The organism is Staphylococcus sp. HMSC034C12 (assembly GCF_001835895.1).
Classification (GTDB): domain Bacteria; phylum Bacillota; class Bacilli; order Staphylococcales; family Staphylococcaceae; genus Staphylococcus; species Staphylococcus hominis.
Map to the genome: position 1 here is coordinate 12,775 of NZ_KV826358.1, position 25,921 is coordinate 38,695.

Below are 25,921 nucleotides of genomic sequence, written 5' to 3' on the forward strand. Positions count from 1 at the left end.
TGCAATTCGGAGAATTGCAATCCTTTTTTTATTTGAAAATAGAATAAAAAGCATTATAGATTTTATCTGGAGAATAGCTTTCAAGAGTTTGATGACTCGATTTAATCATATTTTCTGAATGCGTTCTCTTTTGAATAGCAAGATCAATATATTTTGCTAATGATCGTGCATTCGCATAGTCTGCTAAATAACCATTTTGATTATGTTGAATCAGTTGTGAAGGTCCAAGTGTATCTTTAAAACTAATAACAATATTGTCTTGAGCCATTGCTTCTAATATGACCATTCCAAACCCTTCATTTCGTGAAGGAACGACAGTCATTCGACTTTGCGCTAATTTTTCATTAAGGTGTTGAGTGGCTGGATATATAGTTATTAAGTCATTAAGCTGGTAATGATTAATAGTTTCTTGTAAATTTTGATGTTCTTGACCTTCACCATATATCTCGATGTTATAGTTTTTCTGTCTAAGCGTATCTTTAATGAGTTGGACACTTTCGATTAAAATATCATAACCTTTTTCATATTCTAGACGTCCGGCACTTAAAATAATATTTTTTTTAGGTAGATTTAATTTTTTAGTTCGAATAATATTAGGAACGACATATACAGGTGTTTCAATGAATGATTCATAATGGTTTTTATCAGTATGAGTTAAAGTGGTTAGTGCGTCTAGATGTTGATAAGCATCTAATATTTCTTGTCGATACGCTTTGGGATAGGCATTTAAATTCATATGTTCCATACCTATTGTCATTGCATGTCCATGATAATATTTAGAAATAAATATATTAAAACTTGCTCTTGTACCTATGAGTACATCGGTATCTATATCATTAATTGCACGTATCAGTTTATGTTCAATATACTTGGAGAATTGATTTAAACCAGGCTCATGTTTTGAAAGGTAGATAGGCTTTAATAAAGGAGTGTATTTATTCAATCGATTCATAAAGATAGAAATCACATTTTGTGGTTTTAATCTATAATCAACTAAGGACTTTATTTTAATAGAAGAATTAAGTTTGAAGTAAGGCATATCTTTAGCTCTAAAAATAGAGATAATTTCAACGTTATGACCTTTGTCCGCTAAGGTATTTGCTAGTTCAGTCATTGCTTTAACTGTGCCACCTAAGGCGTATATATTATGCATTAAAAAAGTAAATGATTTCATGATTGTACCTCGTTATTAATAATATTATAAAAATTATAGCATGTAATAAACCAACTGTATAAATATTGTAAGCTTTATAATAAAATTAAAATATTTTTGAAAATAGAGATAAAATAATGTGATAATTCGTGTAAATACTTTTTTCAAAGAGAAATTATGTATATAATTACTATAGTAATTAAAATTTTATTTACGCTTTTAACGTCAAATTAATATTTATTTTTTTATCGATAAAAGAAAGCGTTTTAAATTAAAAATGGTCGTGTTTATTTCGACTGAAGATGTGATTATAAAAGGGGGACTGGGTTGTTATGAGTATAGAACATAGCAAAACAGATGTCATCTTAATCGGTGGCGGAATAATGAGCGCAACATTAGGAACATTACTAAAAGACTTATCTCCAGAAAAAGAAATTAAAATTTTCGAAAAATTGGAACAATCAGGTGAGGAGAGTTCTAATGTATGGAATAATGCTGGAACAGGACATTCAGCTCTATGTGAATTGAATTATACAAAAGAAAATAAAGATGGCAGTATTGATGTAACAAAAGCAATTAAAATTAATGAACAGTTCCAAGTATCTAAACAATTTTGGGCTTATCTAGTTAGAACTGGTCAACTAGAACATCCAGGTAATTTTATTCAATCTGTGCCACATATGAGCTTTGTTAAAGGTATTTTAAACGTAGACTTTTTGAAAAAACGTGTAAAAGCTTTAAAAGAAAATATTTTATTTCAAAAAATGGAAATCACAGAAGATCGAGATAAAATTGTTGAATGGGTGCCGTTAATGGTAGAAGGTAGAACATCACCCGTTCCTATTGCATTATCTCGGGATGAAACTGGTACAGATGTAAACTTTGGAGCACTTACTAAAAAATTAATTTCTAATTTAAAAGAACATAAAGTAGATGTTACGTATCATCAAGAAGTTCAAAATATTGAAAGATTAAATAATGGTTATTGGAAAGTGACTGTCAAAGATTTGAAGTCTAATACAATTCACACGTTTGAATCTGAGTTTGTGTTCATTGGTGCTGGAGGAGCAAGTCTTCCACTTCTACAAAAAACTGGAATTAAGCAGTCTAAACATGTAGGTGGTTTCCCAGTAAGTGGTCTTTTCTTACGTTGTAAAAACAAAGACGTTATTGAACGTCATTATGCAAAAGTATATGGTAAAGCAGATGTTGGAGCACCGCCGATGTCTGTACCACATTTAGATACACGATTTGTAAATGGAGAACGATCTCTATTATTTGGACCGTTTGCAGGCTTCTCACCTAAATTTTTGAAAACAGGATCCAATTTAGATTTAATTCGTTCTGTTAAACCGAATAATATTGTGACGATGTTAACAGCAGGAGTTAAAGAGTTTAATTTAACTAAATACTTAGTTTCTCAATTAATGCTTAGTCATAAAGATCGAATGAATGATTTAAGAATCTTTTTACCGAATGCTAGAGACGAAGATTGGGACGTTGTTATTGCTGGACAACGTGTTCAAGTGATTAAAGATACAGAAGATAGTAAAGGAAATTTACAATTTGGTACAGAGGTCATTACTTCTGATGATGGATCACTTGCAGCATTATTAGGTGCTTCTCCAGGAGCTTCAACAGCTGTCGATATCATGTTAGATGTATTAAAACGCTGTTACAAAAATGAATTTGATGCTTGGATTCCAAAAATTAAAGAGATGATCCCATCATACGGACTTAAACTTAATGAGCACGAAGAAGTTTATAACGCAGTAAATAAAGAAGTAAGAAAATATTTAAATGTGAAATAATCGAAAAAACAGGTAGTGTCATTTTTAACACTGCCTGTTTTTTCGATTAAGTTAAAATAGGATATGCGGAAATAGAATTTTAAATGTCGTGCCATTTTTAGAATCACTAGATACACATATTTTACCGTGATGTAAATCAATGATGGACTTAGTAATTGCTAGTCCTAAACCATTACTATTATCACTAGCATTGAGTTTATAAAAACGATCAAATAGATGTGGTATCGCTTGTTTAGAAATAGTTTGTCCTTCATTTGTGACCGCAAAAATAATATGATTATTTTCTTGATTCAAAGTAATATCGATAATGCCATTTATATCTGAATATTTAATAGCATTTTGAATTAGATTCGAAAATGCTTGATGTAAAAGGCGACGATTTCCCTGGAAATATATTTTATGCATATCAGATAATAACATCAATGATTTATCATCAATCGTGTATTGTTCATGTCGAATGATATCAGTAATGAGTGAAGATAATTCTAAATTATCGTCAACAGATAAGTGATTCGCATTATCTAATTCAGATAGTAATAGTAGTTCTTTTATTAAGTTACTAAGACGTGTAATTTCTAAATGAATATCATTGATTAAGCTATGACGTTCATCTTCTGAATGCGCAAATTGTAATTCAGTTAATAGTCTTTCAATATGTGTAAGAGGTGTTTTAATTTCATGTGAAACATTTTGAACAAAATGTTGACGCATGTCATCTAATTGTTTTAATGACTGACGCATGGTATCAAAACGAAACTGTAAAGTTCCAATTTCATCATGACGGGTATGAGAAATGGGTGTTTCAAAATTCCCATTCATTAATTGTTCGGTCGCCATTTTTAACTTTTTAATAGGTTTAATGATCGAGTATGTTGAAGCAATAACAAGTGAAATAGATATCAGCAATAAGAAAATGAGTAATACAAATAAAAATATTCTAAACTCGCCGAATGTTTTACCTATATCTGGCCGCATAAATACTGCTATAGGTTCATGGTCTTCATAAAATCTTATGCCCACCGTGTTATCTGTTTCGTTATCAAAGAAACCTGTCACAAATAATTCAAAAGGTTTGTTTTTTATACCGTGATAATCATGACCACGCATAACTTGGTTAATAGATGATGAGGACAGTGTATCTTTTCTAAAAGGTTCACCATAAAATGTTTTTTGTCCTTGTTTATCGACGGTAACGATTTGATAATTCATTTGTCCTAAATGTTGAAAATAAGACTTTACGTATTTTGAAGGAAGTTGATGTTCGTAAGTACGAGCTTCTTTTAACGTACGCATAATTTTAGTGTCATTATTTTCTTTGAGATTGAAATGATAATATATATTTGCTATGAAAAAACTAACTAATGCACTAAAAATAATCACAGTAATAGTATAAATCGCAATGCGACTATATAATGTTTTAAACATCTTTATTCACCTTGTATCCCTGGCCCCTTACTGTTTGAATTTCAATAGTTGCTTCTAATTTTTTTAAGCGTGCTCTTAAACGCTTAATATGAACGTCTATTGTTCTTTCATCGCCTGTATAATCGAAACCCCAAATTTTTTCAATAATAGACTCTCTTGTGAAAATTTGTTTTGGATGAGTACACAATAAAAATAGAAGTTGGAATTCTTTAGTAGGAAGATTCATTTTTTTAGATTCTACACTTACCTCCATAAATTCATCATTTAAACTAACATTTCCTATTTCAATCTTATTTTGTATATTAATTTGATAACGACGCAAAACGGCACGAATTCTAAATAATAATTCTTTAATTTCAAATGGTTTAGTTACATAGTCATCTGTGCCACTGACAAATGCGCGTTCTTTATCACTTAATGCATCTCGTGCTGTAAGCATAATAACTGGTAATTGATAGCGATCTTTTAATAATTGACATAATTCAAATCCATCCATACCTGTCATCATAATATCTACAACTGCGATATCCACAAGATGATGATTAAGATATTTTAAAGCTTGTTCTCCACTCGAATGTGTCACTGTTTTTATATGATCCGCTTCTAAATGTTTAGAAACATAATGCAAAAGTTTTGGATCATCATCTACAATTAAACATTTTATCATTTACTTTTCGCTCCTTTTCTTGTTATTATACGAATCTTTAAAATCTAAGACAATTTTCTTTGTTGTTCATATTCAGTTCATATTTACTCTCTATACTGTTTAATAAAGATAAATAGGGAGGAAAAAAGAAATGAATTTAGCTTGGAAAGAAATAAAATTTTATAAATTTCGATATATATTAATTATGCTAATCATCTTCTTACTAGGGAGTATGGTATTATTTATTAATGGTTTAGCTCAAGGTTTAGCGAGAGAAAATGTGTCATTTTTAAACAATCAAAATGCACAAACATATATTATTGAAAAAATGAAAGAACCTAAAATTGAAACATCACAACTTGATTCAAATCAACAAAATAAGATAGAAGATATTATAAATCAACAAGCAACACATCTTGGACCTCAAACATTAAAATTAAAACAACAAGATCAAGATATTCTTACTTTCTCTACCTCTAAAGAAGGTCGTCCCCCTTTAAAAGAAGGTCGATATCCTAATCACTCACATGAAGTTGCAATAAATGATAAATTAACAGGACAAGATGTAAAAAAAGGGGATACGATTAAGTTTAAAGGTCATAAAGAAGATTATAAAGTAAGTGGTATTATTGAAGATACAATGTATTCTCATAGCTCAATGGTTATGATGAATCATTCAGATTTTAAAGCACTTAATAAAAATTATTCTACATTCTATCCAGTTAAAGAATTAAGTAAAAAAGATAAAAATAGAATAAATGATATTTCTAATGTAACAACTGTTAATGAAAAAACATTGACTGATAACATTGCAAGTTACCAAGCAGAACAAATGCCATTGAATTTAATGATAATTAGTTTGTTCGTGATTACAGCAATTGTATTAAGTGCATTCTTTTATGTTATGACCATCCAAAAAATCTCACAAATAGGTATATTAAAAGCAGTAGGAATTAAAACGAGACATTTATTAAGCTCATTAATTATAGAGATTATTTTAACTACTATGGTGGGTGTTATTTTAGCCACAATACTTATTTTAATATTAAGTTTAATTATGCCAGTGACTATGCCATTTTATTTAGGTTACGGTACAATTTTATTAATGATTGTTATTTTTCTTATTGTAGGATGTATCGGTGCCTTACTATCATTTATCAAAGTATTAAAAGTGGATCCAATTGATGCTATTGGAGGTATGGAATAATGACATTAAAACTCGAACATATTAGTAAAACATTTGGAGAAGGTTTAGCGAAGACAAACGTATTAAAGGATATTAATTTAGAAGTTCAACCAGGAGAGTTTATTATTTTAAATGGTGCATCAGGTTCAGGTAAATCGACACTATTAAATATATTAGGTGGGTTGTTAACACCTACTGATGGTAAGATATTATATGAAGGTCATGATTTGTATTCAAATTATAAAAATAGTACAGAATTAAGACTTAATGATATTGGTTTTATTTTTCAAGCATCACACCTTGTTCCTTATCTAACTGTTGAAGAGCAACTCACTGTTATTGCTAAGGAAGCGGGAGTAAATAAAAAAGAAGCTGCTTCAAATGCTAAATATTTATTAACAGAAATTGGTCTCAAAGATCGTTTGAATGCATTTCCACATATGTTATCAGGAGGAGAAAAGCAGCGTGTAGCAATTATGCGTGCCTTTACAAATAATCCTAAAATCATTCTTGCTGATGAACCAACAGCAAGCTTAGATGCAAGTCGTGCTACGAAAGTAGTAGAGATGATTAGGGAACGTATAAAATCTGAACAGATGGTAGGTATTATGATTACACATGACGAGCGATTATTTGACTATGCTGATCGCGTCGTAAAATTAGAAGACGGCAAAATACTTAATTAAAAAGTGAGTAGTATGAATATGATGGAAAAGTCTGGGTCATATAAGAAAATGATCCAGACTTTTTATATATTAAAGTAATATCCAAATTGATACTATAAATAGTCCAACTAAATACAAAGTCAAAAGTAATTTATATTGATACATAAGTGCAAGGAAATCTCGTAAGAGCGCTTTATCTAGAAAATGATAAGGCGTTGAACTTCCTAATCCTATTACTTTTATATTTAACTTTTGTGCAAAACGTAAGGCTCTTAAAATATGAAATTGACTCGTCACGCATAAAATACTAGGGACATTTTCAAACGATGTATTAATGAAAGATTTAGAATATAAAAAGTTCTCATATGTACTGCTTGATTGTGATTCCATCAATATTGAAGAAGATGATACACCACATTTAATGAGATAATTCTTCATTGCTAAGGCCTCTGAAATTGGTTCGTCAGGACCTTGACCACCACTTACCAATATGTTGCAATTATGCGACTGTACTTTATAGATTTTTAAAGCTCTATCCAGTCTAGAGGCTAGCATAGGAGTGATTGTTTCAGTGAATATACCTGCGCCAAGTATAAGAATCACATCATATTGTTTATGGGTTTTAGCACGTCCAAATGCAGAAGAAAAAATTAAATATATAATGAAAGTGTAACAAGCACTAAATAAAATTAAAGCAATCCATAAAAACATGCCATTTAAAATAGATAATGGTATTGTACTAAGATATATAAATATACCAATAAATAAGACACCATTTATTAATCTACGAAACATTTTGTTTAAGAAACGGGTTCCTTTTTTTATTTTAAATAGATGAGAATGTTTGACAAGCAAACCGATGGTAGAAATGATAATTAATATAAACAATCCAGTTGGTAGAGTCATGGTCATGATATTAATGAGATTAATGGTGAAACATAATATCACGCTTGTAATAAAAAAAGAAAGGGAGATAAAATGTCTTATATTAAACAAAACACTTAGGATAATAATTAAAACAATAAATAATAAAATGATTGCTAGCATATTTAATAACCTCATATCTATTTATATATTTAAATGTAATGAAAGGGTCACAATTTAGCAACTATTATATTTTTCTATTTGTTTTCAACGTGGAAAATTATTGATATTATTTAACAGAGTATAAAAATTAACTACATAATATATGAAATTATTTAAGTAAGGAGATTTGTAATGAATAGAATCTCAAAAAATCATATTGAATTTATGAAACATTTCATAGACGATACAAATACATTAACGTCTAAACTTTTAAAAGATCAACAAGTAAAATATGGTGTTTCTACTGAGCAATCGAATGTACTACGATTACTTAGTCATCATCAAGCTTTATCTATAACAGAAATTACTGAAAAACAAGGGGTTAATAAAGCGGCAGTAAGTCGTCGTATAAAAAAATTAATAGAAAGTGACTTTGTTGCATTACAGAAGCCTAACGATAAAATAGATCAACGTTTAAAGTATATTGTTTTAACAGAGAAAGGGCGCCAATATACGGAAGAAAATAACGAAATTATAAGTCAAATTGTGAATGATATGGTTAAAGACTTATCTAGTAGTGATATAGAAAAAGCTCTGAGTGTGCTTTATATTATAGATGAACGTGTGAAGCAGTTTAATGCTAAGGTAAAATAAACGTTAATCGGAAGTTATCTCCACAAGAAAAAAGGGTTATAATATTTGTGTGAAAAATATAAATGACATTGCATCTTATGAGAGGAAGTTGATGAGAAAATGAAACAATGTCCTTATTGTGGACAAGAATTAAATAAAAGTGATAAGCAATGTTCTAATTGTGGAAATATGATACCAAAAGAAAAAAATAAAGCAACATCGTCCTCTCAATCAGAACAATCTAATTTAAAATTTAAAAAGTTTATTCCGTGGGTCATTATAGCTTTCATTGTTGTTTTAATTGGTATTGTTTTCATACTATTAAGAAATTTCAATTCCCCCGAAGCTCAAACTAAAATTCTTGTAAACGCAATTGATAACAACGATGCTCAAAAAGTAGCTACGTTAATTAGTACTAAAGATGTTCCTGTAGATGATGAAGAAGCAAGTGTTTATATTCAATATATTAAAGATGAAGTTGGAATGATGAAATTTATTCACGATGTCAAACACACAACAGATAAATTAAATAAAAGTAATCATGATTCTGCCTATATACAAACAAAAACAGATAAAAATGTATTAAAAATTAGTAAAAATGGAACGCGTTTTTTAATCTTTAATAATATGAGTTATAGACCACCTACAAAAACGGTTATTGTTAAGCCGAAAATAGATACAAAATATAAATTTAAAGCTGGTGGAAAACGTAGAGTCATTCATGCAAAGGCGAATCAAGCAACTTCTATTGGCAAATACATTCCAGGTGTTTATGCTATCGATGCTGAAAAAGACACGGAATATGGTCATTTTACAGGTCAAATGAAATTTGATTTTAGATATGCTAAAGGAAATACTGTGGATGTTAATGAGAACTTTAACGAAGCTGCACTTAAAGTTAAATTAAAGGGTAAAAGTGACTTAGATAAAAACACATTAAAAGTAACTATTAATGATAAAGAAATGAAATATGATGCATCAAAAATATATGGTCCATATCCTCAAAATAAAGACATTAGTGTTTCAGCTACAGGTATGGTTAAAGACAAAACATTTACGTCTACAAGTAAAACAATAAAAGCAAAAGATTTAGGAAACATTAATAGTGCCATACTGGACTTTGATGAAGATAAAATTTCTGATTATGTTTCAAAGAAAACTGAAGAAGAAAGTATACTTAGAGTTACGTTAGAACCATTTTTTAATCAATATGCTTATGCTCTAAATAATGCTATTAATCAACAAAATTTTGATATAATAAGTCCATTTCTAAAAAATAAGTCTGATGCATATATAGATATAAAAAATCATTTAAGTGATTCAAAGCATTTTGAGTTCTCACAGTTGTTAAGTGCAACTCAAAGTGGAGATATTATTAAAGCTAAAGTACAACAAATTAATCAACGCGGAGAAATAGAATATGTCACTTATGAAATAGAAGAAAATAAAGATAATGGAATATTACAAATTATAAACATTAAATAGATACTAAGGAGAATATTTAAATGGAACAAAGACATAACCAAGATAAGCATTCCTTGTTATTTATTATTATTCTAGGTATGTTGACTGCTATAGGACCTTTAGCGATTGATATGTTCTTACCCGGTTTACCTGAATTGAAAAATGATTTCAACACTACGACAGCTCATGCTCAATTAACACTATCGTTTTTTATGATTGGTCTTGGAATTGGTAATTTATTTGTAGGACCGATTTCCGATAGTTTGGGGCGTAAAAAACCTTTAATTATCGTTATGACCATTTTTACTCTTGCAAGTCTCGGAATCATATTTGTTCATAACATATGGCTTATGATTATCTTAAGACTTTTACAAGGTATTACTGGGGGAGGCGCGGCAGTTATTTCAAGAGCCATTGCAAGTGATTTATATAAAGGTAATGAATTAACTAAATTCCTATCTTTATTAATGCTAGTTAATGGTGTTGCTCCGGTTATTGCGCCTGCGCTTGGAGGTATCATTTTAAGTGTAGCAGTTTGGAGAGTCATATTTGTTATATTAACTATCTTCGGTATATTAATGGTAATGGGGAGTCTAACAAAAATACCAGAATCGTTAAGTTTAGAGTATAGAGATAGCAGTGGTATCAAAGTGATATTTCAGAATTTTAAAAGCTTATTAGGTACACCACGATTTGTGCTACCCATGCTCATACAAGGTGTTTCATTTATTTTATTATTTAGTTATATTTCTGCTTCACCGTTTTTAGTTCAAAAAATTTATGGTGTCTCTCCACTGCATTTTAGTTGGATGTTTGCTGGAATAGGAATAACATTAATCGTCTCTAGTCAATTAACAGGAAAATTAGTAGATTATATTCATACGCAAACACTTTTAAGGTTATTGACATGTATCCAAGTTATTGGTGTATGTATTGTTTCGTTAACGCTCATCCAACATGGATCATTCATTTTTTTAGTGATTGGTTTTATAACATTAGTAGCTCCAGTTACAGGTGTAGCTACTTTAGGGTTTTCTATTGCGATGGAGGAAAGTACCACTGGTAATGGTAGTGCTTCAAGTTTATTAGGACTTGTACAATTTTTATTTGGAGGTATTGTTACACCTTTGGTAAATGTAAAAGGAGAATATAACAGTATGCCTTATCTAACAATCATTATTAGTGCAATTGTAATCCTTGTTATTTTACACCTTATTAATTTTAAAGTGTTTAAAACAAAAAGATAAATAAAAAGGAGCAAAACAGAGTTTAATTTGATTCTGTCTTGCTCCCTTCTTTATTATCTCTGTAACTTAATTGTATTGGATAATAAAGAATTTGCTACTTCTTTAGGACTTTCTTGGCAACCACTTCTTAGCCAATAAAGAATTACTCCAATTTGACCGCTAACGGTATAAGAAATAAAAAGTTCTCTATTTTGAATTAAAGTTTCATTTTCAACTAAAATCTTAGCGTAATATTTCTTTGTAATATCTAAGTAGTCCATAGTTAAACTTTTATTTGGATTTGAGATGAAAATAGCGTGGAAAAAAGATTTCTTTCTATATATATATTTGAGAATAATATGGAAGAACTTAAATACTTTTTCAGGCTCTTTTTTTATATTGTGAAAATTATTAGAAAGTGCTTTTAATAATTTTTCATACTTATTTAAATGGTAACTTTGGATTGTAGACAATAAGTCGTATTTATCCTGAAAATTATCATAAAAGGTTGAACGATTAATTTTACATTTTGCACATATCATTTTAATTGAAATTTGTTCGAAAGGATAATCTTCTAGCAAATCGATCATACTTATTATAATTTTATATTTCGCTTTTAATTTCATGTATGTCACCTAAATTAAAAAGAATAACCGACAATTTTTTAAGTTTTGTTGGTGTTTTTTTTATTGATATGTCTTTATAATATATAAAGTGATTTTTAAAAGCAAATAGGAGGAAAGTTCAATGAAGAAAATGGTGTTAATCAATATCATTACTATCGTTGCTTTAGTTATTATCGGAGTAGTTGGATTTTATTTCTATCATAATGCAACTAGCTATGTAACAACTGATAATGCTAAAGTTGACGGTAATCAAATTAAAATTGCGAGTCCAGCATCTGGACAAATTAAATCTTTTGACGCAAAACAAGGCGATAAATTGAAAAAAGGTGACACAGTGGCAGAAGTAACTGCTCAAGGTCAAGATGGTCAAACTCAAGATCAAAAAATTAAAATGCCACAAGATGGTACAATTGCTAAAACTGATGGAATGGAAGGCTCTATCGCTCAAGCAGGTTCACCAATTGCTTATGCATATAATTTAGATGATTTATACATTACAGCTAATATCGATGAAAATGATTTAAGCAGCATTGAAAAAGGCGATAAAGTTGATGTAACAATCGACGGTCAAGATTCTAAAATCGATGGTAAAATTAAAGAAATCGGAAAAGCAACTGCAAATAGTTTCTCATTAATGCCATCATCAAACAGTGACGGTAACTATACTAAAGTTTCACAAGTGATTCCTGTGAAAATTTCTTTAGATTCACAACCATCTAAAAATGTTGTTCCTGGAATGAACGCTGAAGTTAAAATCCATAAAGACTAAGGAGGTCATAAAATGACAGTGACCTTCATTATTGGATATATCGTTTCAGCGGTCATTTTAGTTGGTTTAATTAATTTATTCGTGTTGAAATCACGTCATAAATCTAAATTAAATCAATCAAAGGGACAACAAGTAAATGAAGAATCTAAGAGTCAAAATAATCCATCTAAATTTAAAATGAGTGACTTAGAACAAAATAACGATGCAAAGAATGCATCCTCTTCTCAAATCAGTGAAGAGAAAAAACGTTACTTTAATAATGATCAATCTCATTATAAGGAAGATAACGATATCAATAATGATAAAAGAAAAAATCATTTTGAAGAAGAACAAGAGCAACAAGATTCATCTTCAGAACAAATTCATCCTGAGCAAAAACAAACGTCACATTCCTTACACTACTCAGATGATGAACAACGCAATACGCATTCTGAAGATACAGTAAATCATAATGATAGAGATGTTAATAATCAACATCTTTCCAAAGATTCTATTTATGAACCTATTAATCCTGATTCACAAGAAGGACGTGTGAACGAACGTATAAAAGACCAAACACAAGATTTTGTCTTCGGTGCAGGGATTACAAGAGGTAAAATTTTAGCTGCTATGTTGTTTGGTATGTTTATCGCAATTTTAAACCAAACATTACTTAATGTAGCTTTACCTAGAATTAATACAGAGTTCAATATTTCTGCTTCAACTGGGCAATGGTTGATGACAGGATTCATGTTAGTAAATGGTATTTTAATACCAATAAGTGCGTTTTTATTTAATAAGTATTCATATCGTAAGCTATTTTTAATAGCGCTTTTATTATTTACAATCGGCTCATTAGTTTGTGGTATTTCAACTAACTTCCCAATTATGATGGGAGGACGTGTTTTACAAGCAATTGGTGCAGGTATATTAATGCCATTAGGATCTAATGTAATTGTTACTATTTTCCCACCTGAAAAACGTGGTGTGGCAATGGGAACAATGGGTATTGCAATGATTCTTGCTCCAGCGATTGGACCAACATTATCTGGTTACATCGTCCAAAATTATCATTGGAATGTTATGTTCTATATGATGTTTATCTTAGGATTACTTGCTTTCTTATTTGGATTAGTATGGTTCAAAATCTATCAAAAAACAATCAATCCAAAAGCAGATTATCGTGGTATCGTCTATAGTACAATTGGATTTGGTGCTTTATTATATGGCTTTAGTGAAGCTGGTAATAAAGGATGGGGTTCAACTGAAATCATTATAATGTTTATAATTGGTGTTGTGTTCATCATCTTATTTGCTATTCGTGAATTAACAATGAAAGCACCAATGCTTAATTTAGAAGTGCTAAAATCACCAACATACACGCTTACTACTATTATAAACATGGTAGTAATGATGAGTTTATTTGGAGGTATGATTTTATTACCATTATATCTTCAAAATTTACGTGGTTTCTCAGCATTAGATTCTGGTTTACTATTATTACCAGGTTCATTATTAATGGGTGTATTAGGACCTGTTGCTGGTAAATTACTTGATACTATTGGTCTTAAACCACTTGCTTTATTCGGTATTGCAGTGATGACTTACGGAACGTATGAATTAACAAAACTGAATATGGATACTTCTTATCTTCATATTATGAGTATTTATGTAATACGTTCACTAGGTATGGCATTTGTTATGATGCCGTTAATGACTGCAGCTATCAATGCCTTACCACCTCGCTTAATTTCTCATGGTAATGCGTTCTTAAATACGATGAGACAATTAGCTGGTTCAATTGGTACTGCGATTCTCGTTACTGTAATGACAACTCAATCTACAAATCATCTGAATGCATTTTCAACTGAATTAGATAAAACTAATCCAGTCATTCAAGATCATGTACGTGAAATGGCAGCACAATATGGGGGTCAACAAGGCGCATTACAAGTTATCTTGACTTATGTAAATAAATTAGCCTCAATCGAAGGGATCAATGATGCGTTTTGGATTGCTACAGCATTAAGTGTCTTAGCATTCGTTTTAAGTTTATTCTTAAAAGGTAAAAAAGGTGCTAAAGCTGAACATGACAGATTGATGAGTAAAGAAAGTAATAAATTTTAATAAATAAAAAAGGTATTGGACATATAAAATGTTCAATACCTTTTTTTATTTTATTAAATATAAAATGAGATTACATTTCTATTTGATTCTAGGATGACGATTTCTAAAGAAAAAGCTTATAAATAATAACGCTAAACTACTTGAAAGTAAGATCAGTGCATTGTGAATAGCATCTGCTTCAGTAATAATTTGATTTGGTGGTAAATCTAAGAAAAAGTGATGCAAGTTCTGAGAGATTTGCTTTCCTAACATTTGAATTGTATAACTAAAGGAAAAAGCAATCATTAATGCAACAGCGATAATGATGAAATTAATCACTTTTAAAATCGTTCTATTAAATACAATGGTTAAAATTGAAATAATCATGCTGCCAATACATAAAACGAAAAATATATTAAAGGCTAGAATAAATTTATCGATTACACCTTGTAAGTTAGCGACTTCACTAATATTAATATTGAGTGGTCCAATCTGAGTAGTTGTATTTTGAAAATTTTTAATCTCAGAGAAATCAATCGCTTGATTTGCAAGAACAAAATTTAGAATAGGCTGTTTATACATGCTATAACAAGTAATCCCTACAAGTATAAGAATGATGATATGTATAATTAAACTTATCCACGAATTTTTCTTTTTACCATAATAAGCTTGTTGGTTAACACGATCATATGGGGGGCGGTTTGTTTGATATCTATTAGGATTTTGCATTATTATTACTCCTTTGCCGTCATTCATTTGTTTTCTATAGTTGACTCATTTATACTGAATTTAATATGCAATAGGCAATTATATGAACTAGATTGCTCATTTTTAATCATATAAATAGTATTATATCGTTTTTTAAGCTTTCTGTAATAAAGTTTGATTAATTTTATAAATTTATAAGGTAGGTAAAAATTTTATGAAAACACGTATGGTAAATAGAATCGTTAATAAATATTTACTACATAATCGCTCAATTCAGTTTAAGAGTAAAGACGAATTTGAATCGTTTATGGAGCGTAGAAAAGATATTAATAGAGCGAAACATAAGCAACCTCCAACTTTAAATGTGAAAGCAAATCTTGATAAATTATCTTTAGGAGATATGCAAGTGTTTAGATTTAATTTTCGTCACGAAACTAAAAAGAAAATTTTGTATATTCATGGTGGATACAACACATTACAACCTTCTCCATTCCATTGGAGATTAATGGACAAACTTGCACTCAACACTTTATATGAGGTCGTTTTACCGATATATCCTAAAGCACCAGAGTTTCATCTTAAAGATACATTTAAAGCAATTAATAATGTATATGAATCGTTATTAAGTGAAGTTAATAATGAAAATATTGTTATTATGGGTGATGGAACTGGTGGAGCACTTGCACTTAGTTATGTACAACAATTAGTAGAAAATGGCAAAACGTTACCATATAAAATATGTTTAATTTCTCCGATGCTTGATGCAACAATGATAAATCCTCAAATTACTGAAAATTTGGTTGAAAAAGATCGTTTTGTTAATATTCAAGGACTTCAAAATATAATGAATGTGTGGAGCGATAAAGAACCATTATCAAATCCTTTAATTTCTCCGATATATGGAATAAAACAAGGATTGCCACCAATTATAATGTTTGGTGGTGGTAAGGAAATTTATTATCCAGATATGCAACGTTTGGCATATGAATTGGAAACTTATAATCAATCTATACAATTTTTTGAGTATCCAAAAATGTTTCATGACTTTGCGTTATTCCCAATTCATGAATCTCATAAGGTGATTAAACAAATTAATAAGGCAATTCATGAATAATGATAAGGACTAAAGTAGAATTGAGTTAGATTTTACTTTAGTCCTATATTTTTTATATTGAATATTTATTGATTTGCAATAATAATTCACTAATAATATCATGCTGACCTTTACAATGATAATAAGTATCGAGAGATTGTGCCAACCTTAAGTTTTCTTCGGATTCATAAGTTGTAGTATGTAATTCTATTACATTTAAAAGTTGTTGTTCAACGTCTTGAGAATATCTTTTTAGATTAGCTATTAAATCATTTTCATCCGTAGTCGTTTTAATTTCTCTATCTAATGCTTCTATCGCTTGTTTTTGTCCTTGGTAAAAACTGATATTAAATGTTCGTTGAATGAGCTCTTGACTTGGTCCATTCATAAATAATGAACGATTTTCATTTAATTCAATTAAATGTAGTTTAAGTGTATCACTAAGATCAAATAATGTGTTTTCTAAGATTTCAGAAATAGACTCTGTCATTATGCCTCTCCTTTTTTTGGAATGCCGATTTGATGTCCTAATGATTTAGGCCAACGCTGATCATATTGAGAATCATAGTATATTTGGATATTAGATTTATAATGTGCGGGGAAAGAAGCAGGGCGGCGTGTTAAACGATTAATACCCATCATCATTATTTCGCTTGTTGCAGCTAAAGTTTCATCATTTTTAAATAATTCTAAAAAGAAGTGAACACGTTTTTCATCATAATCATAAATACGAACACGAACTGAAAACGATTCTTCGAAGTGTAATTCCTTTAAATATGTTGTATGTTCTTCGACTGTAAATGTTGTATAATTAAGCGCTTCTCTTTCTTTTAATGATAAACCATTATAATGATTAAATTCACTAATAACTTCACTGAAAACTGAATTATATTCTGCATCGTGCATATGTTGGTTAAAATCTACTTGAGAAGATACTACGCTTTTATGAATAATAAATGGATAGTTCATAATATTTTATCCTTTCTTTGAAATTTTATAAAAATACTTTACTAACATAAAATAACACATACACAATATTTAATTCATGGTAGAATGATAACCGTATGGTTAAATAGGAGGAAACAAAAAGATGACCATGACAATTCGATATCAAACTAAGAACGAACCACTAACTCAAGTTGAACAGATCAGTGATGTACCTAATGATGCTACTATTGTGTGGTTGGATTTTGAAGATGCAACATCCGAAGAAAATGATTTTTTGATTGAAAACTATAATTTTAACTATTTAGAATTAGAAGATGCTATTAAAGGGGTACCACGAGTTAAATATAAATCTTATGATGATTACCAATACATGGTATTTCATAGTATGCATAAAGATGATTTTACTCCTATAGCATTGAACGTATTTCTAGACGGAAAAACATTAATTACTTATCATCAACACCATTTTGAATCATTAATGGAAGTTGTCAATATGAATGCTCGTAAACATGATCCAGATTTAGATTGTGCTGATATCGTTATACATATCCTTGATATGATGGTAGATAAATATTTTGATTTTGTTTATGCCATTGAAGATGAGGTATACAGCTTTGAAGATGCGCATGTAGATGATACACATAGTAAAAAAGTAATGGATAATGTCTTTCAATTACGTTCTAATCTTATAAAAATAAAACGTGTATTATTCCCAATGCAAGAACTTGTGAATACAATTAAGACTGAAGGTAACTTAATTGTAGATTATAAACATTCAATGTATATTCAACATATTGATGATCATATTATTAAACAAAATAATATTATTAGAACCTCTCAAGAAATGACAAATGAAATTCGAGAAAATTTTGAATCTTATTCTTCGTTTAGAATGAATAGTATTATGCAAGTATTGACACTCGTGTCAGTTATATTTTCTCCTTTAACATTTATAGTAGGCGTATATGGAATGAACTTTGAATATATGCCAGAGTTAAAATGGCACTATGGTTATTTTATTTGTTTAACTATAATGTTACTCATTTCAATTGCATTAATTCTCTTTTTTAAAAAGAAAAAGTGGTTTTAATATAGAACATAGTTTAAGGAAAGTAGGTTGTTACATGAGAGATATCCAAAGAGAGCAAAGAAAAAATGAACATGTAGAAATTGCAATGGCACAACAAGATGTCCCTCAATCAGATTTTGACCGTATGAGGTTTGTACATCATTCAATTCCAAATATCAATGTGAATCAAGTGGATTTAACGAGTCATACTTCAAATTTTGATATGACATTTCCCTTGTACATTAATGCAATGACAGGTGGAAGTGATTGGACTAAGACAATTAATGAAAAGTTAGCAGTCGTTGCTAGAGAAACAGGCTTAGCTATGGCTGTAGGATCTACACATGCAGCTTTAAGAAATCCTAAGATGGCTGAATCATTTAGTATTGTACGTAAAACAAACCCTGAGGGCATTATATTTAGTAATGTAGGTGCAGATGTACCAGTAGATAAAGCTGTTAAAGCAGTTGAATTATTAGACGCACAAGCTTTACAAGTACATGTGAACGCACCACAAGAATTAGTGATGCCAGAAGGGAATAGAGAGTTTTCGACATGGTTAGAAAATGTGGAAGCAATTGTTCAACGCGTGAGTGTACCTGTTATCATTAAAGAAGTAGGATTTGGCATGAGTAAAGAATTACTACAATCTTTAGTAAATATAGGCGTGACGTATGTAGATGTGAGTGGAAAGGGTGGCACTAATTTTGTCACGATAGAAAATGAGCGTCGTTCAAATAAAGACATGGATTACCTTTCAAATTGGGGCCAATCGACTGTAGAATCACTACTTGAAAGTATAAGTTATCAAGATAAACTAAATGTATTTGCAAGTGGTGGATTACGCACACCTTTAGATGCAATTAAAAGTTTAGCTTTAGGTGCAAAAGCTGTTGGCATGTCACGTCCATTTTTAAATCAAGTTGAACATGCTGGTATCACTAGTACCATTGAATATGTAGAATCATTTATAGACCATATGAAATCTATTATGACAATGTTAGATGCTAAAGATATTAATGATTTAAAACAAAGTAAAATTGTTTTTGATAGTAAGTTAATGTCTTGGATAGAACAAAGACATTTAAAAGTTGAACGTGGATAATATTAATCGCTTTTGAAGAAGGATGACCTTTTCAAAAGCGATTTTTTTATTGAATGAGGTGTTACTTCCATGTTTCTTCTGGTAATAGACAATCAGATTTTCTCATTCTAGAGACATATGGATTTCCTTTAACAGTATATCTTAAGTGTTTTTCTGTCCATTCACCTTTATTTGGGATACCTATACGTGCACTTTCTTCAATCTCTCTAGGAAATTTTCTATTCCTTACATCAATAGATAAACGACATTGATTAATTGTTGAACCATCTATTGCTCTAGGAATATTAAATGCTTTAGTCCACTTTCCTGGCCCATTTGTAAGTTCGAAACCAGATTTATTTCGGTTGATTTTCATAGTTTCGATACCATCTTCAGGTTCAACTGCACGTATTAAGACACCTTCTGGGATACCTTCTTCACGTGTTACTAAATTAATAAGTAAATGCGTATGCATAACATGGCCATATATGGTTCCACCACGTTGATATAAAGAAGTGACTTTAGGCGTTTGTTTCCCACCAAATCCATGTGCTGCTTTATCTTTAAAACCTAAATAAGCTTCTGTTTCGACAATATAGCCACTATAAGTTTGTGTATGATCTTGATAACTAATTTTAACGCCTAATAAAGATTTAGCCGTTTCAATTGTTGGTTTATTTACAAAGTCCAATATAAATACCTCTTTCTTTAAATGAATCATTTGGATGCTTGTCTAAATTTTTTAATAATTTTATTATAGTGGAAAATGTTAGAGTTAGAAAATATTAAATACATTGATAGAGAATGAAAAAACATTTAATAGATAGCGTTTACATTTTTAATTTATATAAAACCTATGGAATATTAATTAAAAAAGTGTAACAATATGTATTGATGATAAAGTCAAAGTTTAAAAGTAATAGATGAAATTTAAAGCAGTTTGCTACAATGAAACTAACTTTTCAAAAGTTGGTGAATAAAGAAATGATATATTCAATATTTATTTTTGTATTATCAGGTCTCTGTGAAATTGGTGGAGGCTATCTAATTTGGTTGTGGTTAAGGGAAGGACAATCAAGTTGGTTAGGGTGTATTGGTGGACTAGTACTTGTCTTATATGGTGTGATTGTTACATTTCAAGTGTTTCCAACCTTTGGACGTGTCTATGCGGCATATGGCGGAGTGTTTATTATAATGAGTATCATATGGTCATTTGTATTTGATAAACAAATTCCAGATAAGTATGATGTCTTAGGTGCTGTTGTATGCATTATTGGTGTATTAATAATGATTTTACCAAATAGAGCCTGATCAAGCGTGTTGAGAGGGAGACGTAAGTAATGATAGTTGAAGTAGAGAAACAAAATCATGGTATAGATTTAATTAAAATAGATAATGACGATACGTATATTGTATTTACAAACTATGGAGCACGAATTGTGTGTTGGAAATATCATGATAATAATATTGTGTTAGGTAATAAAGTAGAAGCGGATGAATTTTACCCTGAAAATCCATATAAATTTGGAGCTACTATTGGACGATATGCAGGACGTATTGAAAATGCTTCTTTTAATTTGAACAATAAATATTATCAATTGGAAGCAAATGAAATGACTAATCAACTTCACGGCGGTAGTAATGGTTTAGACAGACGGTTGTTTGATTATGAAATACAAAATAATATAACAAATATTAAAGTTATATTTAAACTTCAGATACAATCAAAAGAGGATGGTTATCCTGGAGATATGATGATTAAGGTTATACATACATATGATGTTGAACATCGCTGGACGATTGAATATGAAGCAACATCAAATGAAGATACATTATTCAATCCTACAAATCATGTGTACTTTAATCTAAATAGAGATAATAATGTCATTGATAATCACTCTATAATAAGTGAACAATTAAAAATGTATCCTATTGATCAGAACCATCTTATTTCCAGTCAACAGCCTATTGATTTATTAGAACGATTTAATCATCGACCTATTCAATTTCAAGATATTTTTAATTCTGAAGATAAACAAATTAAAGAACAAATACATTTTAATAAAGGTCTCGATCACCCATTTGATATTGGTCATCATCGTCTTATCGTTGAAAATAACGAGTTTGCGTTAGATGTAGAAACAACAATGACTAATATAGTAATTTTTACTTTTAATGATACATCAGAATGGAAGAGTGATTTTAATATTTATAAACCTCATTCAGGTGTAGCGCTAGAAACACAATACTTACCTAATGATATTAATAATGAAGGCAATAAAGCTAAATCAATTCTAAAAGCTAATGTTCCATTTTATGCGAAGACAATATATCATATTTCAGAAAAATAACTTTATTTTTATTCAGAAACATACCACTATGACATTAAGTGATAGTGGTATGTTTCTATTTATTCATTGCTTTTTCTTTTAATAATTTCAATTTTTCAATACGTTTAGGAGATAAGTAAGGATTATTAATAGCTTTATTTAAACGATCTATATTTTCACGGTCATTATAATAAATATCATTCAAATTTTGAACAGATAAGCGTGTAGGAGATTCAGCAGTTTTAAGGAGTAATAAATGATCTTGTTGCTGCACATAACCTTCTTTTAAAACACGCATATAAAATCCTGTTTTACCTGAGGATGACATCCGCTTAACTAAATGTTTAATACCATACTTTCTTTGAATCTTCCAGCAAGGTTCACGTATTTCAGAAACTTCTACAATTGCCTCTCCTAATTGATATTGATTTCCAAAATACACATCATTTTCATCAAGGTCAACGAGAGTTAAATTTTCACCAAACATTGCATAATCAGGTAGTATATTAATATCATCTTTATACATTGCATAATTTTTCTTACTAAAACAACAAACAGCTTTGTGTGGACCACCATGGTCCTTATAAGCTTGTTCATCCTCACTGAACCCTGTATAAGATAACCACATTTTTCCAGAAAACATTGTTTTATTTAAAGCAGAATGCATTGGACGTTTTTGATCATAGTTTAAAGTTTTAATTTTACCAGTTGAAATAGCATATACCGGAATCATGTTATGGTCTCCTTTTTTATCATATCTGTTATTTTACTATATTTTTAAAAAGTATAAAAATATCTTTTGATAAATTAAATGAATGTAAAATAGACCTAGGTATTTTAAAAAGGCTAGTGTAAAATAATAAATGAGTATATGAAAAGGAGTTATAGTACCGATGAAGGATGCGAAAGAACTCAAATTAATGACGACAGATGATGCAGTAGCTCAAATCCAAGATAATATGATTCTTGGAATTGGAACAGGAAGTACAATTGAACTATTGATTCCTAAGATTGCAGAGCGTATTCAACAAGATAATTTAAATGTTACAGGTGTATGTACATCTAATAAAAGTGAATTTCTTGCTAAACAATATAATATTAATGTGGTTGATATTAATGATATTACTTATATAGATTTAGCTATTGATGGTGCAGATGAAATCGATTCAGATTTAAACCTTATTAAGGGAGGCGGTGGTGCCTTATTCAGAGAGAAAGTCATTGATGAAATGGCAAGACAATTTATAGTTTTAGCAGACGAAAGTAAAATGGTAAATTACTTAGGTGAAACTTTCAAATTACCTATTGAAGTTGATAAATTTAACTGGTTACTGATATCTAAAAAAATTGAAGCATATAATGATATCTCAGTCGAACGAAGAATGAATGAGGATATACCATTTATTACAGATAATGGGAATTATATTTTAGACTGTGAATTAAAAAGTAAGATAGATCCTTATCAATTACATGAATTTTTAATTCATCTCACAGGTGTGCTAGAAACAGGTTATTTTTTAGATATGACAACACAAGCGATTATTGGCACTCAAGAAGGAATTAAAGTAATTAATAAGAAGTAAAAAAGAGAGGAACATGTTTAAGTTCCTCTCTTTTCTTTTTATTTATTAGATTTATGGATATCATTGATTTCTTCTTTTACATTATCCACTACAGATGAGCGTCTATTTTCTGTATATTTAGAAGATGATTTTAAATGATGATCACCGTCTTGGACTTCAGATTCATTAGTCTGTGTATGAGTCACATTATTTTCTTGTAACGATTGATGTGACGTTTCTTTTTTATCCAATTCACTATTAGATATCTTATTTGAATCATCTATGTCATCATTTACATGGTCTAAATAATTATTAGGTTCTACTTCATCTAATGATTGGTTTGTTGTTTTATATAAGATAAAGCGAATGACTAAACTTAAAAGAATGAAAATAATACCAACAATTGTAGTACTTAAAGCAATAACTTTCATAGAGAATAAGTCGCCAGTTTCTTCGCTAAATAAGAATACTTGAGCAAATGTCATTGCAGCATGGAATAACGTTGCAATATAAATCGTACGACCTTTAGTTGCTCTAATTAATTCACCGACAATCATTGAAAACATAAATGTATATAAGAAGTGATAACCTGCATATTGCATTCCATATGTCGTGTTAATAGTCCAAATAGAATACATTAAACCTACAATGATTGAAGCAAAAAATGTATTGACTTTACTTTCAACAATATTTTGTAAATATGAACGGAATCCAAATTCAGCAAAGAAAGCCATGAAAATATGACCAATCATAATTGTAAATACAGATACTGATAAATCATTGGCTTGTAATAAAATAAAACTATCAGCAAATCTATTGAAACTCATCATTCCAATAATAAAAATAATGAGCGGCAAAATTAACGCAAGTATTATACGTTCAATAACTCTAATATCAATAGAGAAATTCAAACCAGCTAGTTGAGTACGCTTATTTTTAAATGCAATAATACAAATTATTGCAGCAATAAATGGCGCTAAATTATTAATACTAAACACAAAACGTTTAATACCAATAGATGCTTGAAAGTCTCGCAGGATTAAAGACAATGCCATTGTAACAACGAAAAATACAAAAATTGTTAAAGTCCATTGAAATCCTGAAATACGTTTCGTCTTCATGTATGTAACCTCCATTAGGGTAACCATATATATTCTTTTCTTAATATTATACATATTACAAGGGGATAAATAAATTGTCCATTTTAAATATCATTAAAATGTAATAGTATTGAATTATTTTTAAATTTTTGAAACTAATATTTAATGTCTGAATCATAAATTAAAGGGTAAATAATTTAATAAAAATGGGTATTGATTGTATAAAATATGTTATATGATTAAGATAACCTTAAATAATTAGGAGGCATCTAATATTATGTACAGTGAAAGCAATCCAAAACTATGGAAAGGAAGAGTAGATAGTCAAAATGATCCTAAGCAGTTTAAGCATTTTCAGACCGTCACATTTGCTAATTTAGAAAAAATAGAAAATCGTTTTGATAAAGTTGGTGTAGGTTTGTTAGGCTATGCCGTTGATAAAGGGATTGAACTGAATGAAGGAAGAATTGGTGCTAAAAAAGGACCAGACGAAATAAAAAAAGCGTTTGCCCAATTACCTGATTTAAGTGAATGTGAATCTCTTGTTGATTATGGAAATGTAGAATATACAAAAGGTTCTCTAAGTGAAGTTCAAGAAGAAATGGGAGATTTGGCTGCTCGAGTTATTCAACAGCATCACCAATCTTTTTTTATTGGTGGAGGACATGATATCGCATACGCACAATACCTAGCAACGAGACACACTTATCCTGATGCTTCTATTGGCATTATTAATATCGATTCACATTTTGAGACGCGTGCTGATGTACAATCTAATTCTGGTACAATGTTCAGACAAATTTTAGAAAAAGATGATAATGTTGATTACTTAGTTTTAGGCTTATCTCAAGGTAGAAATACACGTTCTCTATATGAATATGCTGAAGAAAAAGGAATTATCTATGTATATGCAGATGAAATTTTAAATGATTTGTCTCCAACCATTAAAGATAAGATTGAACGTTTTATTCATCAGCATGAAACGATTATGTTTACAATTAGTATGGACGCCATCGATAGTGCATTTGCACCTGGAGTAAGTGAACCTACTGTCCTCGGATTGAATCCTCATTCTGTATTTAATATAGGTAAACGCGTTATATTAAGTGGAAAGACATCTTCTATTAGTATTGCTGAAGTCAATCCAAATTATGATATTGATCATCGTACTGCTCAACTTGCAGCGAATTTTATTCACCATTTTATAGAGTAGTTATTTTAAAAATTGAAATGAACTTTTAGATAAGAGTAGTCCACCATTCTAAGTAATGGATATCTACTCTTATTTAGTTATAAGAAAAGTTTGATAATT

At 29.8% G+C, this 25,921-nt stretch carries 25 protein-coding genes and 1 pseudogene; 15 read left to right on the plus strand and 11 right to left on the minus strand.

Annotated features, from left to right (window positions below; genetic code table 11):
* Nucleotides 1–28: 28 nt before the first annotated feature.
* Entirely contained in the window at nucleotides 29–1,174 is a 1,146-nt protein-coding gene (locus HMPREF2629_RS09465; protein WP_070813324.1) for a glycosyltransferase family 4 protein, read from the minus strand.
* 311 nt (nucleotides 1,175–1,485) lie between these two features.
* Between HMPREF2629_RS09465 and mqo the strand changes: the two genes are divergently transcribed.
* Nucleotides 1,486–2,964 (plus strand): malate dehydrogenase (quinone), encoded by a 1,479-nt coding sequence (gene mqo, locus HMPREF2629_RS09470; protein WP_049417695.1) that lies wholly within the window; start codon nucleotides 1,486–1,488, stop codon nucleotides 2,962–2,964.
* A 51-nt stretch (nucleotides 2,965–3,015) separates the two neighbouring features.
* Here mqo and HMPREF2629_RS09475 read toward each other — a convergent pair whose 3' ends face one another.
* Together HMPREF2629_RS09475 and HMPREF2629_RS09480 are read right to left on the minus strand one after the other, a co-directional pair.
* Nucleotides 3,016–4,389, minus strand: coding sequence for a sensor histidine kinase (locus HMPREF2629_RS09475; RefSeq protein WP_070813325.1), 1,374 nt, complete (start codon nucleotides 4,387–4,389; stop codon nucleotides 3,016–3,018).
* Entirely contained in the window at nucleotides 4,382–5,056 is a 675-nt protein-coding gene (locus HMPREF2629_RS09480; RefSeq protein WP_070813326.1) for a response regulator transcription factor, read from the minus strand. Before HMPREF2629_RS09480 ends, HMPREF2629_RS09475 begins: the two co-directional genes overlap by 8 nt.
* Before the next feature lie 130 nt (nucleotides 5,057–5,186).
* Here HMPREF2629_RS09480 and HMPREF2629_RS09485 point away from each other — a divergent pair, with 130 nt between their 5' ends.
* Both HMPREF2629_RS09485 and HMPREF2629_RS09490 read left to right on the plus strand, forming a co-directional pair.
* Nucleotides 5,187–6,242 (plus strand): ABC transporter permease, encoded by a 1,056-nt coding sequence (locus HMPREF2629_RS09485; protein WP_070813327.1) that lies wholly within the window; start codon nucleotides 5,187–5,189, stop codon nucleotides 6,240–6,242.
* Nucleotides 6,242–6,907, plus strand: coding sequence for an ABC transporter ATP-binding protein (locus HMPREF2629_RS09490; protein ID WP_017174927.1), 666 nt, complete (start codon nucleotides 6,242–6,244; stop codon nucleotides 6,905–6,907). The genes HMPREF2629_RS09485 and HMPREF2629_RS09490 overlap by 1 nt, the downstream gene beginning before the upstream one ends.
* Before the next feature lie 69 nt (nucleotides 6,908–6,976).
* On the opposite strand, the gene HMPREF2629_RS09495 is transcribed toward HMPREF2629_RS09490, so the two are convergent.
* Nucleotides 6,977–7,933: a YdcF family protein gene (locus HMPREF2629_RS09495; RefSeq protein ID WP_070813328.1), complete on the minus strand. Its 957-nt coding sequence runs from the start codon at nucleotides 7,931–7,933 to the stop codon at nucleotides 6,977–6,979.
* A 171-nt stretch (nucleotides 7,934–8,104) separates the two neighbouring features.
* Between HMPREF2629_RS09495 and HMPREF2629_RS09500 the strand changes: the two genes are divergently transcribed.
* The 3 genes from HMPREF2629_RS09500 (at nucleotide 8,105) to HMPREF2629_RS09510 (ending at nucleotide 11,256) form a co-directional block, all read left to right on the plus strand.
* The gene (locus tag HMPREF2629_RS09500; protein ID WP_017174925.1) at nucleotides 8,105–8,566 is read left to right on the plus strand and encodes a MarR family transcriptional regulator TcaR; all 462 of its coding nucleotides are present in this window, start codon (nucleotides 8,105–8,107) and stop codon (nucleotides 8,564–8,566) included.
* Between the two features lie 99 nt (nucleotides 8,567–8,665).
* A complete protein-coding gene (locus tag HMPREF2629_RS09505) occupies nucleotides 8,666–10,030 on the plus strand; it encodes a membrane-associated protein TcaA (protein ID WP_019834778.1) in 1,365 nt (454 codons plus the stop codon).
* Between the two features lie 20 nt (nucleotides 10,031–10,050).
* Complete coding sequence (locus tag HMPREF2629_RS09510) at nucleotides 10,051–11,256, plus strand: putative multidrug effflux MFS transporter TcaB (protein ID WP_049417324.1); 1,206 nt, start codon at nucleotides 10,051–10,053, stop codon at nucleotides 11,254–11,256.
* A gap of 53 nt (nucleotides 11,257–11,309) precedes the next feature.
* Here the strand turns inward: HMPREF2629_RS09510 and HMPREF2629_RS09515 are convergent, their stop codons facing one another.
* Entirely contained in the window at nucleotides 11,310–11,861 is a 552-nt protein-coding gene (locus HMPREF2629_RS09515; RefSeq protein WP_049413638.1) for a TetR/AcrR family transcriptional regulator C-terminal domain-containing protein, read from the minus strand.
* 121 nt (nucleotides 11,862–11,982) lie between these two features.
* On the opposite strand from HMPREF2629_RS09515, the gene HMPREF2629_RS09520 reads away from it, so the two are divergent.
* Both HMPREF2629_RS09520 and HMPREF2629_RS09525 read left to right on the plus strand, forming a co-directional pair.
* The gene (locus HMPREF2629_RS09520; RefSeq protein ID WP_002448529.1) at nucleotides 11,983–12,630 is read left to right on the plus strand and encodes an HlyD family secretion protein; all 648 of its coding nucleotides are present in this window, start codon (nucleotides 11,983–11,985) and stop codon (nucleotides 12,628–12,630) included.
* 12 nt (nucleotides 12,631–12,642) lie between these two features.
* A complete protein-coding gene (locus tag HMPREF2629_RS09525; RefSeq protein ID WP_070813329.1) occupies nucleotides 12,643–14,736 on the plus strand; it encodes a DHA2 family efflux MFS transporter permease subunit in 2,094 nt (697 codons plus the stop codon).
* Nucleotides 14,737–14,814: 78 nt separating this feature from the next.
* Here HMPREF2629_RS09525 and HMPREF2629_RS09530 read toward each other — a convergent pair whose 3' ends face one another.
* Nucleotides 14,815–15,444: a hypothetical protein gene (locus HMPREF2629_RS09530; protein WP_049334621.1), complete on the minus strand. Its 630-nt coding sequence runs from the start codon at nucleotides 15,442–15,444 to the stop codon at nucleotides 14,815–14,817.
* Between the two features lie 193 nt (nucleotides 15,445–15,637).
* Between HMPREF2629_RS09530 and HMPREF2629_RS09535 the strand changes: the two genes are divergently transcribed.
* Nucleotides 15,638–16,537, plus strand: coding sequence for an alpha/beta hydrolase fold domain-containing protein (locus HMPREF2629_RS09535; protein ID WP_070813330.1), 900 nt, complete (start codon nucleotides 15,638–15,640; stop codon nucleotides 16,535–16,537).
* 52 nt (nucleotides 16,538–16,589) lie between these two features.
* Here HMPREF2629_RS09535 and HMPREF2629_RS09540 read toward each other — a convergent pair whose 3' ends face one another.
* Nucleotides 16,590–17,006 (minus strand): hypothetical protein, encoded by a 417-nt coding sequence (locus HMPREF2629_RS09540; protein WP_070813331.1) that lies wholly within the window; start codon nucleotides 17,004–17,006, stop codon nucleotides 16,590–16,592.
* Nucleotides 17,006–17,485, minus strand: a complete 480-nt coding sequence (locus HMPREF2629_RS09545; protein WP_070813332.1) for a thioesterase family protein — start codon at nucleotides 17,483–17,485, stop codon at nucleotides 17,006–17,008. Before HMPREF2629_RS09545 ends, HMPREF2629_RS09540 begins: the two co-directional genes overlap by 1 nt.
* A gap of 121 nt (nucleotides 17,486–17,606) precedes the next feature.
* On the opposite strand from HMPREF2629_RS09545, the gene corA reads away from it, so the two are divergent.
* On the plus strand, nucleotides 17,607–18,554 hold the full coding sequence (gene corA, locus HMPREF2629_RS09550; protein ID WP_070813333.1) for a magnesium/cobalt transporter CorA: 948 nt from the start codon (nucleotides 17,607–17,609) through the stop codon (nucleotides 18,552–18,554).
* A 34-nt stretch (nucleotides 18,555–18,588) separates the two neighbouring features.
* Nucleotides 18,589–19,638 carry a type 2 isopentenyl-diphosphate Delta-isomerase gene (fni, locus tag HMPREF2629_RS09555; protein ID WP_061544284.1) on the plus strand — a complete coding sequence of 350 codons (1,050 nt, stop codon included), beginning with the start codon at nucleotides 18,589–18,591 and terminating at the stop codon, nucleotides 19,636–19,638.
* A 61-nt stretch (nucleotides 19,639–19,699) separates the two neighbouring features.
* Here the strand turns inward: fni and HMPREF2629_RS09560 are convergent, their stop codons facing one another.
* Nucleotides 19,700–20,308, minus strand: coding sequence for a DNA-3-methyladenine glycosylase (locus tag HMPREF2629_RS09560; protein ID WP_070813334.1), 609 nt, complete (start codon nucleotides 20,306–20,308; stop codon nucleotides 19,700–19,702).
* A 293-nt stretch (nucleotides 20,309–20,601) separates the two neighbouring features.
* Here HMPREF2629_RS09560 and HMPREF2629_RS09565 point away from each other — a divergent pair, with 293 nt between their 5' ends.
* On the plus strand, nucleotides 20,602–20,928 hold the full coding sequence (locus HMPREF2629_RS09565; RefSeq protein ID WP_070813335.1) for a YnfA family protein: 327 nt from the start codon (nucleotides 20,602–20,604) through the stop codon (nucleotides 20,926–20,928).
* A gap of 29 nt (nucleotides 20,929–20,957) precedes the next feature.
* Nucleotides 20,958–21,968 (plus strand): aldose epimerase family protein, encoded by a 1,011-nt coding sequence (locus HMPREF2629_RS09570; RefSeq protein ID WP_048680392.1) that lies wholly within the window; start codon nucleotides 20,958–20,960, stop codon nucleotides 21,966–21,968.
* A gap of 55 nt (nucleotides 21,969–22,023) precedes the next feature.
* Here HMPREF2629_RS09570 and HMPREF2629_RS09575 read toward each other — a convergent pair whose 3' ends face one another.
* Nucleotides 22,024–22,680: an MOSC domain-containing protein gene (locus tag HMPREF2629_RS09575; RefSeq protein WP_049434493.1), complete on the minus strand. Its 657-nt coding sequence runs from the start codon at nucleotides 22,678–22,680 to the stop codon at nucleotides 22,024–22,026.
* A gap of 160 nt (nucleotides 22,681–22,840) precedes the next feature.
* On the opposite strand from HMPREF2629_RS09575, the gene HMPREF2629_RS09580 reads away from it, so the two are divergent.
* Entirely contained in the window at nucleotides 22,841–23,530 is a 690-nt protein-coding gene (locus tag HMPREF2629_RS09580; protein WP_049382599.1) for a ribose 5-phosphate isomerase A, read from the plus strand.
* Between the two features lie 271 nt (nucleotides 23,531–23,801).
* On the opposite strand, the pseudogene HMPREF2629_RS09585 reads toward HMPREF2629_RS09580, so the two are convergent.
* Nucleotides 23,802–24,630 (minus strand): annotated as a pseudogene (locus tag HMPREF2629_RS09585) (lysostaphin resistance A-like protein); the annotation flags it as partial.
* Between the two features lie 256 nt (nucleotides 24,631–24,886).
* On the opposite strand from HMPREF2629_RS09585, the gene hutG reads away from it, so the two are divergent.
* Nucleotides 24,887–25,822: a formimidoylglutamase gene (gene hutG, locus HMPREF2629_RS09590; protein WP_054105729.1), complete on the plus strand. Its 936-nt coding sequence runs from the start codon at nucleotides 24,887–24,889 to the stop codon at nucleotides 25,820–25,822.
* Nucleotides 25,823–25,921: the final 99 nt, after the last annotated feature.